This is a genomic window from Myxosarcina sp. GI1 (assembly GCF_000756305.1).
Taxonomy (GTDB): Bacteria; Cyanobacteriota; Cyanobacteriia; order Cyanobacteriales; family Xenococcaceae; genus Myxosarcina.
Genome location: NZ_JRFE01000019.1, coordinates 28,338 through 43,691, shown reverse-complemented (window position 1 = coordinate 43,691; position 15,354 = coordinate 28,338). Strand labels below are relative to the sequence as shown.

Genomic DNA, 15,354 nt, shown 5'->3' with positions numbered 1-15,354 from the left:
GCAGATCTTATTTATTAGTTGCAGAAGCTAGAAATTTAGTAGTTGCTGCTGCTGAAACGGGAGGACTCCAGAAATAGCCCTGACCAAACTGACAGTTGTGTTGTTGTAACCATTGCAGTTGATTCAAAACTTCAATTCCCTCTGCAACTAAGGTTAAATCTAGTTGCTGACTCATAAAAATAATGCTTTCTACAATGTGACTAGAGCGTTCGTTGTGCATTAGAGACAAAATAAAAGAGCGATCGATTTTAATAACGTCTAAAGGAAAATGATGTAAATGAGACAGGGAAGAAAAACCCGTGCCAAAATCATCTAGAGCAATTTTGACTCCTCTAGCTCGTAACTTAACTAAAATCTTTTCTACAGCCCGTGCGTTATCAATTAAAGCAGTTTCTGTCAATTCTATAGTTAAATGTCTGGCTGCTGCTCCAACTTTCTCCAAAAACTCATTAAGGTAATTTAGAAAATCAACGTGACCGAGTAGTTGAGGGGAAAGATTGACATTTAAACTAAAGTACTGGCTGAGTTGAAATTGTTGCGTCCATTGCTGCAATCGATCGCAAGCTCGCTCTAAAATCCAGCGCTCTAGCTGTGGAAATAAAATAGAACTCTGAATAATGGGTAAAAACTGCTGGGGATAGATCAACCCTAGTTCGGGATGATTCCAGCGCAACAGAGCTTCAAATCCCTTAAGTTCCCAATTTTTCAAACCAAAAATAGGCTGATAGTAAAGCAGAAATTCTTGTCGCTGGAGAGCTTGACCTAGTTGATTTTTCATTTCCATAGTTACTTCAGCCTGCGCTCGCATTCGAGGTATAAATATTTCTGTCTGTGCCGCACCTTTTTGTTTGGCTCGGTACATTGCCATGTCGGCATTTTCCATCAGGGTTTCAATTTTACTTTCAAGATTGTCTCGCCCAGAACCGACAGCAATACCAATGCTGGTAGATATTTTTATCCGTTGGTGTTCGATCGCAAATGGCTTTAATAGAACTTGATGAATACGAGAGGCAATTTCTAAAGATTGTTCTAGACTATCGATTTCTTCGAGTAAAATTACGAATTCGTCTCCTCCAAAACGGGAAACAATATCGTTAGCGCGCATAATCTCGTTTAGTCTACAAGCTACTTCGATTAGTAATAAGTCTCCTGCTGCATGACCCAAACTATCGTTTACTTCTTTAAAACCATTAAGATCTAGATACAGTACAGCCAAAAATTGAGTTGCCTGGCGGGGTAGGCGAGTGACGGCATGTTTTAGTTGTTCCTTAAACAGCAGGCGATTGGGCAATCCCGTTAGAGCGTCGTAAAATGCTTTATGCTTCAAAGCCAATTCGGCTTGTTTGCGATCGCTTATATCAACAAAGGTTAAAATTACTCCTTGTCCAAACTCTAAATTGGCATCACAGAGGTGTAGCTTCATTAACAGAAACTCACCAGTTCGACAATTTTTGACCTCTAGCTGTTTGAGATCTTGATTTTGGATAAATTTTTCAACAATTTCAACTAGATTGCCACAGTCCAAGTTATGGTGCAAATCTTTAATCGGTCTTCTTAAATCTGAGTTCTTAAAATTAATGATTTTTTGGGCTGGTGAATTATACTTACGCAGATTAAGCTGTCGATCTAGAAAAATTACGCCAATGTCAATGCTGCGGAGTAGATTCTCTAGATCTTGATTGATTTCTGCTAATTGTTGGACTTGCAACTCGTATTTTTGATTGACGCAATAAAGTTCTTGATTGACAGTTTGAATATTTTCATTAACGGTTACTAGTTCTTGGTTAATTTCTTCTATTGCTGTTTGTTTGTTCTGTAGTTCTTTAACGGTATCGAGCAAATTTGTTTGCGCTCGTTCTAGTTCTGATTCTATGTCTCGAAGTGTGGAAATTGCCGAGACTAAATTAGTGTCGTAAAATCGAGATTTGCTAGCGCCAGCAGATGAAACTGATTTTTCTAAAAAAACAACCACAAAATTAGCTTGTGAAATCTGAGGGTAGTTTATCAAACCAATATTGAGGTCGCAACGGTAGACAAAATCGCCATGATTTACTAGAAAATCTTGGTATCTAACAGAGGTATGCTCTTTTTTAACTCGTTTCAAGGCTTGGCAAAAAATCTCTTTTAAAGGAGAGCCAATAAACTCGATCGAATCGATATTTTGTCTTGGGGCGGGAAGCTGAATTAGCTTGGCTGTGTCGTAATAAACGTAGAGTAATTTGTAACGCTGGCTAAACATAAAGCAAGCTCCAGAATGACCACCAGAGCAAAATTTTAAAACTTCTAAAACTTCCTGCTGAAAATTTAATCGCGGTAGAGTTTTATTTGAACCGTATCTTTTGATGGAACCAGAATTGTTTTTTTGCCAGAGCGCGGATTTAAATTCTCGTTTTTGATAAATTTTTCCTACACCCCTTTGAGGAATGTATTCGTGATTTGTGTGCGGAATTGCTTCATTGTCTCCCAAAAACAAAATTCCTTTCGAGGTAAGAGAATCATGTAATTTTGACAATAATTGTTGTCTGTATTGAGGCTGTAAATAAATTAGAGTATGACGGCAACAAATTAGATTAATATCGGTTGGTCTTCGATCTCGATGAATATCATAAGAAGCAAAACGAATCATGCGGCGCAGTTTAGGTGCGATCGCCAACCCTTCTTTTCGGGGTTCAAAATATTGCCTCAGTCGCTCTGGGGAAATATGTTCGGCAATACTTTTAGGGTAAATACCGCTCGCAGCAAACGCAATCGCAGAGGCATTAACATCATTAGCAAAAATCTTAACTTTTAGAGAGGGAAACATTGTAGAAATTGCCTCGTTTAAAAGCATTGCTAGAGTATAGGCTTCTTCTCCTGTCCCACAGTTAATTACCCAACATCTCAGTTCTTTAGATAACGATACTGTAGTTAATAATTTGGGAATTGCATTAGTTGCCAGAGATTTCCAGCTTTCAGGATTGTGAAAAAATTGTCTTTTCGTGGGAAACAATAAACTACAAAGCCGCTCTTGTTCTTTTGTCGAATTTTCTAGCAACTGTAAATAACTTTTTACTGAAGTTGATTTAGTAAGCCAAAATCTATGAATGAGACTTGGTTCGAGGGTTACTAGTTTAAAGCAGGAGGCAAAACTGTAACTTCGATGTGCTTCTAAAATTTGTAGAACTCTGTTGTACTCAGAGATGGTAATTAATATCTTATTTGTTAAATTTTCGCGATCGCCATGCAAATTACGAGATTGCTGCTTTGCCATCTATATTTTTTACATCCAAAATGAGATAAATAACCACCATCTATAAAATGCGCTTATTTTCAATGGTATATGCAGTTTTTAAAAGCAAAACAAAATTTAAATTTTTGTTGCTTTACTACCACTATTAAACATTTAAGATTTTTATAATCTCATAGTTTGACTGTGTGGCGACATCTTCGTCAGATTCTCCATGCCAGTTTCTCGTACTCGTCCTCTCTATGACTACAAGGTAAGAAAGAGCAAACGCAATAAATCCATTGAGTCCGATAAAGAGTGTGGCAATGGAAATAAGATTATTCATATAGCAATTCTCTATCTAGTAAGATAAACTTCGGTCTGGTTAGACATTGGGAAAACAAACAGTAGTAAGTTGAGGTGAATTACCTTTTTTACCCCAGCACGATTTAGAGATCTTGGGTTTCGTTACAAAAAATTGTCTAAATAATCCCAAATCGAGAGCGTCTTGCCGCAAAATATAGACAGCAATTAAGAGATGGAGTAAGGAAAAATGTTGGCATACGCCTTAGCGATCGCGGTTGGATTGAGTAGTTCGATCTTGTTTTTGACGGCTTTTTTAATGCCAGACGTTCATCGACGAGATGACTTTTTCTGGAGTGCGATTGGCGCGATCTATGCTTTAGTGCTGTGGTTCTGCGCCACTAGAATTACAGGCGCAGTATTGTTAGGACAATCAGCAGCAGTGGCTTTGTTAGTTTCCTATCAGTGGCAAACTTTAAAATTGCGAAAAGCGATCGCCTTTCCCGAAAAAGCAGCAGAATTAGATAATTTCTCGGTATTGAGTGCCATTAATAATCTATTCAGTCGCCGTAGCGTTAAGACTTCAGTACAGCCTAGCGTCAATTTATCCGAACAGCCTAAAGTTACCGAAGAAAAAATAGAAATTCCCGAAACTACTACAGAAACAATCGCCGAGGCAGATAAGCCAAGTACAGAAGCAGCACCTTCAAGAGAAGAAGTTATTGATGAAGCGATCGCGGTAGAAAAGCAGTCAATTCCTCAAGTTGAAGTAGAACCAACACCAACAGCAGATACAGAAGCAGTATCCAAACCAATTACTACTCCTACTTCACCAGAAATTAAAGAAGCAAGTGCGCCTTTAGAAGCAGCAAGTTCTCAAAATGCACCAGCAACAGAGTCTCTGCAAACGCCAGAAACCAAACGAACGGGATTTTTTGGCAAATTATTTGGGAAAAAGAAAAAAGCTACTCCCAAGCCTGCGATCGAGTCTCAAGTAAATGACATTTTAGAAGACGACTTTACCGACGAACGATCCGAAACGATCGAAGAAGAACCAACCGATTTTGCAACTACTCCCGTAAACGAACCAGAAGTTACTACCGATTCTTTCATTGAAACCGAAACAGCTACGGAATCGGATACAGAGGACTTATATACTACTGAAGAACCTACTTCAGTAACCGATAGCGAACCTGTTGAAGAAACCATTGCTATTGAAGAAGAACCCGAACTAACTGTAGAAGCAGTAAAAGTAACCTATACTCCCGAAGAAAATACCGATACCGAACTAAAAGAAACTGTTGAAGTTGCGGTAGAAGAAACATCTGAAGTAGAAACAGAAGCTGCTACAGAAAACATATCTCCTGTAGAAACCGACAGCCAAACCAAATCCGAATCAATCGATCCTGTAGAACCATCAGAAATAAAAACCGAAACCGATTTAGTTACAGAAGACAAACCAAAAGTCGAAGCAACAGACACAACTAATAGTGAAAATAATGAAACTGTAGAGAATTCGGCACCTCAGACAGATGAGTCTACAGAAGCTAAAAATCAACCAGACTCATTAAATGCTGATGATACTGAATCTTCTCAAAAATAAATTTTTTTAACCCGCTTCGCGGTTGCCGTTGGCTATTAGCTTTTTTAATTGGCTAACGGCTAACGGCTAAATAGCTAATAGCTTTTTTAATCAATTTTTTCCATTGCTGCTGCTTTGGGAATAATTTTAGTCGCACCCAAACTTGGAAATTTAACCGCCAGTGTGGCTTTTTTCCCCGAACCCAAAATATGAGTGATTTCTCCCGCGCCAAATTGATGGTGTAAGACGCGATCGCCTACCGACCAGTTAGAATTATTATCTGTAGTATTTGAGGCGCTAATTATCGCTTTTTCTTTGTCTCTAATACTCTGACGATAGTAACTAGCAGCAGTCGCTACATTACTGCTAATCAAATCTTCGGGAAGTTCTTTTAAAAACTGTGAGGCTACAGCAGGTTCGCGAGAACCCCATAGACGGCGTTGTCTGGTATAGGTTAAAAATAACTGTTCTTGGGCGCGAGTAATCCCTACGTAGCATAGACGGCGTTCTTCTTCTAGTTCTAAAGGATCGTTTAAAGTACGATTGTGGGGAAGTAAGCCTTGTTCGACTCCCACTAAGAAGACGATGGGAAATTCTAAACCTTTAGCCGAGTGAAGTGTCATTAAAGAAACTTTTTGCTGTGCTTCGTCTAAATTATCTAAATCCGAAGCCAAAGAAGCACTAGCCAGAAATGCTTCCAGACTGGTTTCTTCATTGTCTTCTTGAAACTGCTGCACTGCATTATACAACTCATAAATGTTTTCAATACGGTTATCGGCTTCATCTGTACCCTGTTTTTGCAGTTCCCTAACGTAGTTCGATTCGTCGAGAATTTGACTTAATATTTCAGCAGCCGTTAGGGTTTCTAACTGCTCTTTAACATTCTCAATCATCCCGACAAACTTTTGAATCGACTTAGCCGCACGTCCGCCGATAGTGTTAACAGAAGTTTCATCGCTAATAATTTCCCATAGCGGTACACCCAACTGTTGGGCTGCATCCATCAAAGAAGTAATACTGGTTTTACCAATACCGCGACGGGGTGTATTGATAACCCTAAGCAAACTAACCGTATCTTCGGGGTTGGCTATAACTCTTAAATAGGCGATCGCGTCTTTAATTTCTTTGCGATCGTAGAACTTCAAACCGCCGACAATATTGTAGGGAATATTATTATGAATTAATAAATCTTCAAAAGGACGAGATTGAGCATTAGTACGATATAAAATTGCAAAACTTCCCCAATTTACTTCGGGATTATCTTTAGTTAGTTTCTGTAACTGATTAATTATAAATCTGGCTTCTAACTGTTCGTCATCGGCTTTATAAAGATAGATCTGTTCGCCAATACCTCTTGTCGGTTTTAAGATTTTATCGATTCTCTGACTATTGTTAGCAATTAACTGATTTGCCGCCTGTAAAATATTCTCGCGAGAACGATAATTTTCTTCCAGTTTAATCATGGTGCGAGTATCCTCGTCGGGCAAACCGTCACCAAAATCTTTTTGAAAATCGAGCAAAATAGTAAAGTCAGCCAGACGAAAAGAATAGATAGACTGATCGGCATCTCCCACTACAAAAAGCGATCGCCCCTGCCAACTCCACTCGCTTTTTTTAGTTTCGCCGTTAGTAGCGAGTAGTCTAATTAAATCGTACTGAATGCGGTTGGTATCTTGATATTCATCTACTAAAATATGATGAAATTGATTGTGCCAGTAACCTAAAATTGATTCGTTTTGCTGGAATAAACGAACTGGCACAAAAATTAAATCATCAAAGTCCAAAGCATTATTTGCCGCCAATCTTGCCTGATATTCGTTATAAACTTCGGCGATAACTCGTCCGCGATAGCCTGGTTCGTGTTTGAGAAAATCATCGGGAGTTATGCCTTGGTTTTTAGCATTACTAATGGTGTAGCGTAGCTTGCGCGGGTCGAATTTTTTGTCGTCTAAATTCATTTGTTTGGTAACAATATTTTTGACCAAACTCTGTACGTCCGACTCATCAAAAATTGAAAAATTACGCTTCCAAGTTCTCCCTCGCTCATCTTGATACTTATTAATATCAAACCGCAATAAACGAGCAAATAAACTATGAAAAGTTCCAATCCATAATTTTTTCGTTGTCTTTTTATAGACTTGCGATCGCAAACTTTTTTGTTCGTATTCTCCTAAAAGCTCGACTCTTTGACCGTATTTACTTAACGCCAATTCTTGGATGAAAATATGCTCGATTCTCTCGCGCATTTCTCTAGCAGCTTTGTTAGTAAAAGTTACTGCCAAAATATGTTCTGGATCGATTTGATGCTGGCGGATTAAATTAGCAATACGAAAGGTCAAAGCTCTGGTTTTTCCCGAACCAGCACCAGCCACTACTAACATCGGACCGCAATAATGTTCGACTGCGAGGCGTTGAGAAGGATTGAGATGGCTCAGAAAATCAGTAGTCATTGTAGGCAGAATCAAAAAAAGAAATTAAGGCAAGTCTCAATTTATGTTACCAGTAGAATCAATTGAGCAGCGTCAACTTAATTTGAGTAGTGAGTAGCATGTAGAGGCGCACCTCCGCATGGCGAGTAAAACTTATGACTTTTGCCTGTTCCCTGTTCCCAAAAGCCCAATTTATTACGCTTTGTTGCTTTGTCTTGAGAAAATGAGACGCTAGAACTTACGGTTATCTATGCTCTGTTTGAGACTTAGTATCTTTAGCAATAATCTATGTTTGCGCCTTTTAAAGAATATTTAGAAGCAGAGCTTTTTAACCACTTCGATTTACGAAGCCGTCCCATACCAGCAGGGTTAGAATTTAATCGCAGCGATCGCGGTAAAATTCCTGCTACAATTCAAAGCTGGTGTTATCAGTGTCCGCAACTGCGAAAAATTCGCTACACCTATATTGATGCGGGAGAAATGGCACAGGTATTTAATAGCGTAATTTATCCCGCACATAATTACGATTTGCCTTTATTGGGTATTGATTTTCTTTCTTTTGGCAAGAAGAAAATTTTGGTCGTCTTAGACTTTCAGCCTTTATTTCGCGATCGCGCCTATTTAGATAAATATATCGAACCGATGCGCGAAATTAGAGATAAATATAACGAACTGGCACAAAACTTAGAGATGAAGTTTTACGATGCCAACCAGTATTTTTCTAAGTATTTATTATTTGCCAAAACCGATGCGGAAACGGTAGTCAAACGTTTATTTCCTGCTTACCGAGAATATATAAACCTGTACTGGCAAATGTTAGAGGCTGCCGAACCTTTAACCGCACCCGAAGACATTCAACGCATCGTTAAGGCACAGAAAGAATACGACCAGTATAGTGCCGATCGCGATCCCGCACATGGTTTGTTTAGCAGCTATTTTGGTTCTCAATGGTCGGAAAAATTCTTGTATGAATTTCTCTTTGAAGATGCCGTACCTCTAGCTACCGCTGCCAGCAGATAATTAAATATTTAATAATGACTTTATATCAGCCTTTTTTAGATCGAGCGATCGCTATTTTACAAGAGAGGTTGGATTTACAACCCTATCCCATTCCTTCAGGTTTTGAGCGCAAAGAAGAAATAACGGGGAAAGGCAAAAGACAAGAAAAAGTGACAACTACCAGTCACGCTTTTAAATCTGACAAACTCCGACAAATTAGAGCCGCTCACGTCCAGGGGAGAAACTCCTTGCAGGTACTCAATTTTGTAATTTTTCCCGAACCCATTTACGATTTACCTTTTTTTGGTGCAGACTTGGTAACTTTGCCTGGAGGTCATCTAATTGCCCTCGATATGCAGCCTTTGTTTCATACTGCGGCATATCGAGCTAAATATACCGAGCCGATTTTACCTTTATTTGAAAAATATCAACAGCATTTATCCTGGGGGGGAGATTTTCCCGAAGAAGCCAAACAGTTTTTCTCTCCTGCTTTTTTATGGACTCGTCCCCAGGAAACAAAAATAGTTCAAACTACGGTTTTAGAAGCTTTTTGTGATTATCTTCAAGCCTATCTCAATTTTGTCGATGCGGCGATCGCTAAAACCGAGAGGCAGCAACTTAACGACATTTTACAGGCTCAAAAAAATTATTTGAACTATCGGGCTGCTAAAGATCCCGCCAGAGGAATGTTTACTCGTTTATATGGCTCTGAATGGACAGAAGAATACATTCATGGATTTTTGTTCGATCTAGAGCGAAAACTCGCCGTCAGTAAGTAGCAAGTAGCGAGTAAGCAAGTAGCAAGTAGTAAGTAAAAAGTTTTTACTCTTGCCTCTTGCCTCTTTCACTATTTACTACTTTTCTTGCAGCCTTCTGCCTTCGAATGTTGATAAAAGTTACAGAACGTTGCTATTTTTTACAAAATTAGAAAATAATAAGACTTTAGAAAACTTTTTCTATTAGTCTCTATAAAAGAGATTGGCGGTCGTTGACTCTCATAATTGTCAGTAGTAAAGTTCTGTAAAGAATGAAACTCCAGACAGATCGAAAGATCGAGAGTAGTTACGAACGCCCAAGCCTTAACTAATCTGTAGTTTTATTAAGCAAGCTCATTAGAGTTCGCTGAAAGTTAACAAGATGTAACAAATAAAGGCTCGATGCCGTTGTATAAAATTAACCTAAAGGGGTTTAAAAGATCGCTAATAATTAAGCTTAAAGCTAAATAGCGATCGCGCCTAACTTTCTCAGGTTTCTGTTTATGGACGGTCTATCTGTCGGAAAAAGTCTCCGACACCGCGTCTTTACGGATGCTGAAATCTTTAAGAAAACCTCGAAGATTGCATCCTCAAGAGTGTAAACTTGCATTAGGTAGTTAGAGTGTTTTTGCTCTAGCATCCAAAAAAGCCTTAACACCTGACGCGGTTAGAAGTCTGCCTCAAACTAGCTTCAGCTAACGGCTGAAAATAGTTTTTAGTTAAGATTACTTTTTGAAGTCAACCAAACTCATTTAGACAGAGTAGGAGATAAATTATAATGTTTGACGCATTTACTAGAGTAGTGTCTCAAGCTGATGCTCGCGGTGAATTCTTATCCAGCAGCCAATTAGATGCTTTAAGTTCTATGGTTTCTGCTAGCAACAAGCGTATGGATTCGGTTAACCGCATCACAGGCAATTCTTCGGCAATTGTGACTAATGCTGCTCGTGCTTTATTTGCAGAACAGCCTCAGTTAATCGCTCCTGGCGGTAACGCATACACTAGTCGCCGTAACGCTGCTTGTTTGCGCGACATGGAAATCATTTTGCGCTATATCACTTACGCTATTTTCACTGGCGACGCTAGCGTATTAGAAGATCGCTGTCTCAATGGACTCCGCGAAACTTACCTTGCTTTGGGTACTCCCGGTAGTTCTGTTGCCACAGGCGTGCAAAAAATGAAAGACGCTGCTCTATCTATTGTTAACGACCCTAACAATATTACTCAAGGAGACTGTAGCGCAATTGCTTCGGAAATTTCCAGCTACTTCGATCGCGCTGCTGCCGCAGTATCTTAATTACTTCACAAGCATTTATCGGCTTACCAAATAAACTCTTAGGAAAATTTAGCAAAACAAAGGAGACATCCAAATTATGAAAACTCCTCTAACCGAAGCAGTTTCGGCTGCTGATTCTCAAGGACGTTTCTTAAGCAGCACTGAAATTCAAACTGCTTTTGGTCGTTTTAATCAAGCTAGTGCTTCATTAGAAGCTGCTAAAGCTTTAACTTCCAAATCTCAAAGCTTAATTGACGGTGCAGCTAACGCAGTGTATAGCAAATATCCTTACACTACTAACACTCAAGGTCCTCAATTTGCTTCTACTCAAGAAGGCAAATCCAAATGTTCTCGTGACATTGGCTACTATCTACGGATGATTACTTACTGCTTGGTTTCTGGCGGTACTGGTCCTATGGATGAATATCTCATAGCTGGATTGGATGAAATCAATCGCGCTTATGAACTGTCTCCAAGCTGGTACATTGAAGCTCTTAAGTACATCAAAAACAATCACGGTTTGAGTGGCGATCCTGCTACTGAAGCAAATAGCTATATTGATTACGCAATCAACACCCTTAGCTAGAAAGTATTGCTAGTCGAAAGATAATGCATCACAACTAGCAAATAAAATAAAACCAAATTTGGTTATTAAAAGCATTACTCAGGGAAGTATGCGAGTGCCAGCAATAAGCTAGTATTTGTTTACTTGTCTGAGTATTGTCATTTGTGAGGGTAAAAGATGAATGATGAAGCATTGGCAGAAGAGCTAACGGTTGAACAAGCGATCGCTAATCTCAAACAAAGAGAAGACTTGGGTTTGCGTTACTATGCTGCCTGGTGGTTGGGAAGGTTTAGAGTCCGAGAACCAGAAGCGATCGCTACTTTGCTAATGGCATTAGAAGACGAAAAAGATCGCGCTCCCGATGGCGGTTATCCTTTAAGACGCAACGCCGCTAGAGCTTTGGGTAAGTTGGGGGATAAAAGAGCCGTAAAACCGTTGATTCGCTGTTTGCAGTTTCCCGATTTCTACGTCAGGGAAGCGGCAGCACAGGCTTTAGAAATGCTAGACGATAAAAGCTGTGTTCCTACTTTGATGGAGTTGTTAGAAGGGGGGGTAGCAGCGGCAGGATTTGTACCAGGAAAGCCCCATTTGGTGCAGCCTTACGAAGCCGCGATCGAAGCTTTAGGAACTTTAGGTGCTACCGAAGCTATGCCCCTAATAGAGCCATTTATCGAGCATCCCGTAGAAAAAGTTAGCTATGCTGCCGCTAGAGCTATGTATCAGTTGAGCGGCGAGGCTAAATATGGCGAAATTTTAATCAGAGCCTTATTGGGAGACGACTTACAGTTGCGCCGTTCGGCTTTAATGGATTTGGGCGCAGTTGGCTATATTCCCGCAGGCGAAGCGATCGCGGAAACTTTAGCGGAAAATAGCATGAAATTGATTGCTCTTAAAGGACTGTTAGAAACAGAATTAGAAAGCAATCCTCAAGAAAACTTATCTGACGCTAGCATTAAACTAATTAAGCTCATGGATTCTCTGTTATAGAGCTAGCAAAAATTTTGAGTTTTGACGGCTTCGGAGTTTTGCAACAACAAAAAAAATTTGGTAGGAGGCGTAATGGCGATTGGCTAACATGGCTAGTACTACGAGTAGGGAGAACCAAAAATCGCTTTTTAGTTTGTGGTTTCGAGGGAAAACTTTAATCGTTACCACCTTGGTAGGATGGATACCTCTTTCATTAGGACAAATTCTGCGTAATCTGCTCTATCGCACCATAGTCAAACAGATTGGTTTTCCTGTATGGATTCGTCCCAACGTTGAGTTTACTAACCCTCGCTGGATTGCTATTGACAATCGAGTGTCGATCGCTCGCAGTGTTTGTATCGATATATTGCCCAACAATGACGTTTATTTAGGAAAAAGAGTCAAACTAGAGCGAGGGGTTCGCCTTAGCTGTCAGGGAAAGCAAGGTAGGATTTTTCTAAAAGATAAGGTATGTCTCGATCGCGATGTCGATATCAAAGTGCATCAGGGGGGGCAAATTGCGATCGGCGAAGAAACGTATATTGGCTCTTATACCTGTATATCTGGCTATGGCAAGATTGAGATCGGAAATAATTGTACCCTTGGCTCTCACGTAGCTATCTACGCCCATAACCATGATTTTTCCGATCCATACAAAAAGATTAAAGAACAGGGATTTACAGTCAAAGGTGTTGCGATCGAGGATGATTGCTGCTTGGGTAACGGAGTAAAAGTGGTTGACGGCGTGACTATTGGTAAAGGCAGCATCATTAGTGCGGGCGCAGTTGTCACTAAAGATATTCCTCCTTACTCTGTTGCTGCTGGTGTACCTGCAAAAGTTATTTCTCAACGAGGTTGAGAGTTATATATATTATATTACAATTATATCTCTACTTCCGTTCGCGTTGACGTTTTTAAAAGAGATAATTTTCGCTGTGTCTTTTGCGGTACCCCTTCAAGTTAAAAGCAATTGCAAATAGACCATATTATTCCTGTTTCTAAAGGTGGAAGTAATCAGATTGATAATTTACAAACTCTATGTGTAGATTGCAATCGAGGAAAAAGCGATCGCATTTTTTAAAAAGCAAACTTTTTAATTCTCAGGCAATTGGTTGCTGCCAGTCAAGATATTGTTCGATATATTATCGTGTAGTGCTGTAATTTTATTAATTGCTACTTTTATTTATCTTGTTGGCTTCTATTATTCAAATTCTTCTAAATCTTGAAGTTGGGTGGGAAACTGTCCTCTTTCAACCATTTTAGAAAATACTCGATAACAATCTTTTTTATCGCCTTCTTTTCTAGGAAATCCCAACCACAGAAAGATAATCGCTTTTTCTTGGGGAAAAACTTTAAAAAACAGTTTTCTTTCTGTTTGCTGTTTCTCTTACAAATGAAAATAATTATCAGTTGCGAGGCGACCTGTTTTTTCTCAATATAATCATGGTAACTTCGATAAAGCTATAACATTTAAGTAATAAATATGACCGAGGTTCGAGAACTCATTGCCGCCGTAAATAATGCCGATTCTGCCGATGGTTTATTAGAAGCTGTAGAAGATTTAGCTGAGGCGCGATCGCCTAAAGCAATTCCAGTTTTAGTAGAAGTTCTCGGCTATAATAACCCTGGTGCAGCAGTTGCCGCAGTTGATGGTTTGATTGCTATAGGCGAACCCGTAGTCCCTTATTTATTAGATAATCTCGACGATTATAATTATGGTGCGAGAGCCTGGGCAACTAGAGTTTTTGCAGGTGTAGGCGATCCTCGTGCCTTGGATTTGTTGCTCAGGGCAGCAGCAGGAGATTTTTCTCAAAGTGTGCGGCGTGCAGCGGCAAAAGGTTTGGGAAGTATCAACTGGTCGAAATTGGAGCCAGAACAGGCAATTTTAGCGCGAGAACGGGTATTAGAAACTTTGTTGTTAGCTTCTGAAGATGGAGAATGGGTAGTACGTTACGCTGCGGTAGTAGGTTTACAAAATCTGGCGATCGCTCTATTTTCAACTCAACCAGAATTAGCGGCGCAAACTACGACTAGACTTCAAGAATTAATCGACGGCGATCCTGAAGTAGTAATTCGGACTCGCGCTCGATATGCTTTATCGAACGAAAAATAAAAATTTTTTAGTGACTGAGAGTTAATAGCGAGTGTTTGCGGCGATCGCTAACTTTTAAGTCGTTTGTTGCAGTGCTAGTAAAAATACGTGGTGTATCGGTCATAATTGATAGTCTTACTTTGGTTCCAACTGCAACTCTATTGTTACTATTGGCGCGAGCGCGAAGCCTTTTTCCCATTGCAGTTTCCAGACAGTAGTGATACTCCCTGCCTAAAAACTGTCTTTCCGTGACGGTGGTGTTAGAAGTTTCGTCGGGAGTCAAAAGAATCTCTTCCTGACGCAGCATTAGTTCGCCGCGATCGCAATTATCGAAAATAGGGGAACACTGAACTTCACCTATTTCAGTTTGCCAAATTTCTCCTTTTCTTTGAGCGGGTAAAAAATTGGCTTGGGCAACAAATTCGGCGACGAAACGAGAGTTGGGGTGAAGATAAATTTCTTCTGGAGTTCCAATTTGTTCTAAGGTACCTCGGTGCATTACGGCTATCTTGTCAGAAATTGCCAAAGCTTCTTCGCGATCGTGAGTGACAAAAATTGCCGTCGTACCTGCGGCTTTGAGAATTCTTCTAATTTCCTCGCGCAGCCGTTGGCGTACCTGAACATCGAGATTACTTAAAGGCTCGTCTAATAAAATCAAGGATGGTTGGGGAGCTAAAGCTCTAGCTAGAGCAATACGCTGTTGTTGTCCTCCTGAAAGCTGATGGGGATAGCGTTTTTCCAGTCCGCTCAGTCCTACTAATTCTAAAACTTCGGCAACTCGGTTATCGATTTGGGCTTGCTGGTGGCGACTATTAGTAAACAAACTTTTGCTTTTCATTTTAAATTTACTCTGCAAACCAAAAGCCAGATTTTCACCCACTGTTAGATGGGGAAATAAAGCATAATCTTGAAACACCATACCCGTACGCCGTTTTTCGGGAGCTAGCCAGCTACTGGTGCTACTGACAATATTTCCTGCTATTTCTACCGTTCCCCCGTCAACTCGTTCAAAACCAGCAATAATTCTCAACAGTGTAGTTTTCCCACAGCCAGAGGGACCGAGTAATCCTAACAGTTCTCCTGCTTGCAGAGTCAGGTCGATTTTATCTACGGCTGGATGCTGACTTTGAGGAAAGTTTTTAACTATTTGTTGCAGCTTGAGTATGGTTGATTGGGACATTT

General features: G+C 40.0%; 12 protein-coding genes and 1 pseudogene. 9 read left to right on the top strand and 4 right to left on the bottom strand.

All coding sequences use genetic code 11. The annotated features are described in order from the left end of the window. Positions 1-7: 7 nt before the first annotated feature. Complete coding sequence (locus KV40_RS32175; protein ID WP_052055643.1) at positions 8-3,250, bottom strand: EAL domain-containing protein; 3,243 nt, start codon at positions 3,248-3,250, stop codon at positions 8-10. A 508-nt stretch (positions 3,251-3,758) separates the two neighbouring features. Between KV40_RS32175 and KV40_RS32170 the strand changes: the two genes are divergently transcribed. Then, complete coding sequence (locus tag KV40_RS32170; protein ID WP_052055642.1) at positions 3,759-5,111, top strand: Ycf66 family protein; 1,353 nt, start codon at positions 3,759-3,761, stop codon at positions 5,109-5,111. Between the two features lie 86 nt (positions 5,112-5,197). Here KV40_RS32170 and pcrA read toward each other — a convergent pair whose 3' ends face one another. Then, complete coding sequence (pcrA, locus tag KV40_RS14370; RefSeq protein WP_036482749.1) at positions 5,198-7,540, bottom strand: DNA helicase PcrA; 2,343 nt, start codon at positions 7,538-7,540, stop codon at positions 5,198-5,200. A 267-nt stretch (positions 7,541-7,807) separates the two neighbouring features. On the opposite strand from pcrA, the gene KV40_RS14365 reads away from it, so the two are divergent. The 7 genes from KV40_RS14365 (at position 7,808) to KV40_RS36685 (ending at position 13,161) form a co-directional block, all read left to right on the top strand. Beyond that, positions 7,808-8,539, top strand: coding sequence for a 15,16-dihydrobiliverdin:ferredoxin oxidoreductase (locus tag KV40_RS14365; RefSeq protein WP_036482747.1), 732 nt, complete (start codon positions 7,808-7,810; stop codon positions 8,537-8,539). A gap of 14 nt (positions 8,540-8,553) precedes the next feature. Next, a complete protein-coding gene (locus KV40_RS14360; RefSeq protein WP_036482746.1) occupies positions 8,554-9,297 on the top strand; it encodes a phycoerythrobilin:ferredoxin oxidoreductase in 744 nt (247 codons plus the stop codon). 754 nt (positions 9,298-10,051) lie between these two features. Next, positions 10,052-10,570 carry a phycocyanin subunit beta gene (locus KV40_RS14355; protein ID WP_036482745.1) on the top strand — a complete coding sequence of 173 codons (519 nt, stop codon included), beginning with the start codon at positions 10,052-10,054 and terminating at the stop codon, positions 10,568-10,570. Positions 10,571-10,646: 76 nt separating this feature from the next. Beyond that, on the top strand, positions 10,647-11,135 hold the full coding sequence (gene cpcA / locus KV40_RS14350; protein ID WP_036482744.1) for a phycocyanin subunit alpha: 489 nt from the start codon (positions 10,647-10,649) through the stop codon (positions 11,133-11,135). Between the two features lie 156 nt (positions 11,136-11,291). Next, positions 11,292-12,101 (top strand): HEAT repeat domain-containing protein, encoded by an 810-nt coding sequence (locus tag KV40_RS14345; protein ID WP_036482743.1) that lies wholly within the window; start codon positions 11,292-11,294, stop codon positions 12,099-12,101. An 88-nt stretch (positions 12,102-12,189) separates the two neighbouring features. Further along, positions 12,190-12,939 carry an acyltransferase gene (locus tag KV40_RS36970; protein WP_036482741.1) on the top strand — a complete coding sequence of 250 codons (750 nt, stop codon included), beginning with the start codon at positions 12,190-12,192 and terminating at the stop codon, positions 12,937-12,939. Between the two features lie 111 nt (positions 12,940-13,050). After that, complete coding sequence (locus tag KV40_RS36685; protein WP_156114043.1) at positions 13,051-13,161, top strand: HNH endonuclease; 111 nt, start codon at positions 13,051-13,053, stop codon at positions 13,159-13,161. A gap of 120 nt (positions 13,162-13,281) precedes the next feature. Here the strand turns inward: KV40_RS36685 and KV40_RS33395 are convergent. Next, positions 13,282-13,446: pseudogene (locus tag KV40_RS33395) on the bottom strand (type II toxin-antitoxin system YhaV family toxin); the annotation flags it as partial. A 117-nt stretch (positions 13,447-13,563) separates the two neighbouring features. Here KV40_RS33395 and KV40_RS14325 point away from each other — a divergent pair. Next, positions 13,564-14,193, top strand: coding sequence for a HEAT repeat domain-containing protein (locus tag KV40_RS14325; RefSeq protein WP_036482739.1), 630 nt, complete (start codon positions 13,564-13,566; stop codon positions 14,191-14,193). A gap of 7 nt (positions 14,194-14,200) precedes the next feature. Here KV40_RS14325 and KV40_RS14320 read toward each other — a convergent pair whose 3' ends face one another. Then, positions 14,201-15,352, bottom strand: coding sequence for an ABC transporter ATP-binding protein (locus KV40_RS14320; RefSeq protein WP_052055641.1), 1,152 nt, complete (start codon positions 15,350-15,352; stop codon positions 14,201-14,203). Positions 15,353-15,354: the final 2 nt, after the last annotated feature.

What these genes read in the sequence shown, in the direction of transcription:
- KV40_RS32175 (WP_052055643.1), bottom strand. Translation starts at nt 3,250, where the DNA reads ATGGCAAAGCAGCAATCTCGTAATTTGCATGGCGATCGCGAAAATTTA.
- KV40_RS32170 (WP_052055642.1), top strand. Translation starts at nt 3,759, where the DNA reads ATGTTGGCATACGCCTTAGCGATCGCGGTTGGATTGAGTAGTTCGATC.
- pcrA (WP_036482749.1), bottom strand. Translation starts at nt 7,540, where the DNA reads ATGACTACTGATTTTCTGAGCCATCTCAATCCTTCTCAACGCCTCGCA.
- KV40_RS14365 (WP_036482747.1), top strand. Translation starts at nt 7,808, where the DNA reads ATGTTTGCGCCTTTTAAAGAATATTTAGAAGCAGAGCTTTTTAACCAC.
- KV40_RS14360 (WP_036482746.1), top strand. Translation starts at nt 8,554, where the DNA reads ATGACTTTATATCAGCCTTTTTTAGATCGAGCGATCGCTATTTTACAA.
- KV40_RS14355 (WP_036482745.1), top strand. Translation starts at nt 10,052, where the DNA reads ATGTTTGACGCATTTACTAGAGTAGTGTCTCAAGCTGATGCTCGCGGT.
- cpcA (WP_036482744.1), top strand. Translation starts at nt 10,647, where the DNA reads ATGAAAACTCCTCTAACCGAAGCAGTTTCGGCTGCTGATTCTCAAGGA.
- KV40_RS14345 (WP_036482743.1), top strand. Translation starts at nt 11,292, where the DNA reads ATGAATGATGAAGCATTGGCAGAAGAGCTAACGGTTGAACAAGCGATC.
- KV40_RS36970 (WP_036482741.1), top strand. Translation starts at nt 12,190, where the DNA reads ATGGCTAGTACTACGAGTAGGGAGAACCAAAAATCGCTTTTTAGTTTG.
- KV40_RS14325 (WP_036482739.1), top strand. Translation starts at nt 13,564, where the DNA reads ATGACCGAGGTTCGAGAACTCATTGCCGCCGTAAATAATGCCGATTCT.
- KV40_RS14320 (WP_052055641.1), bottom strand. Translation starts at nt 15,352, where the DNA reads ATGTCCCAATCAACCATACTCAAGCTGCAACAAATAGTTAAAAACTTT.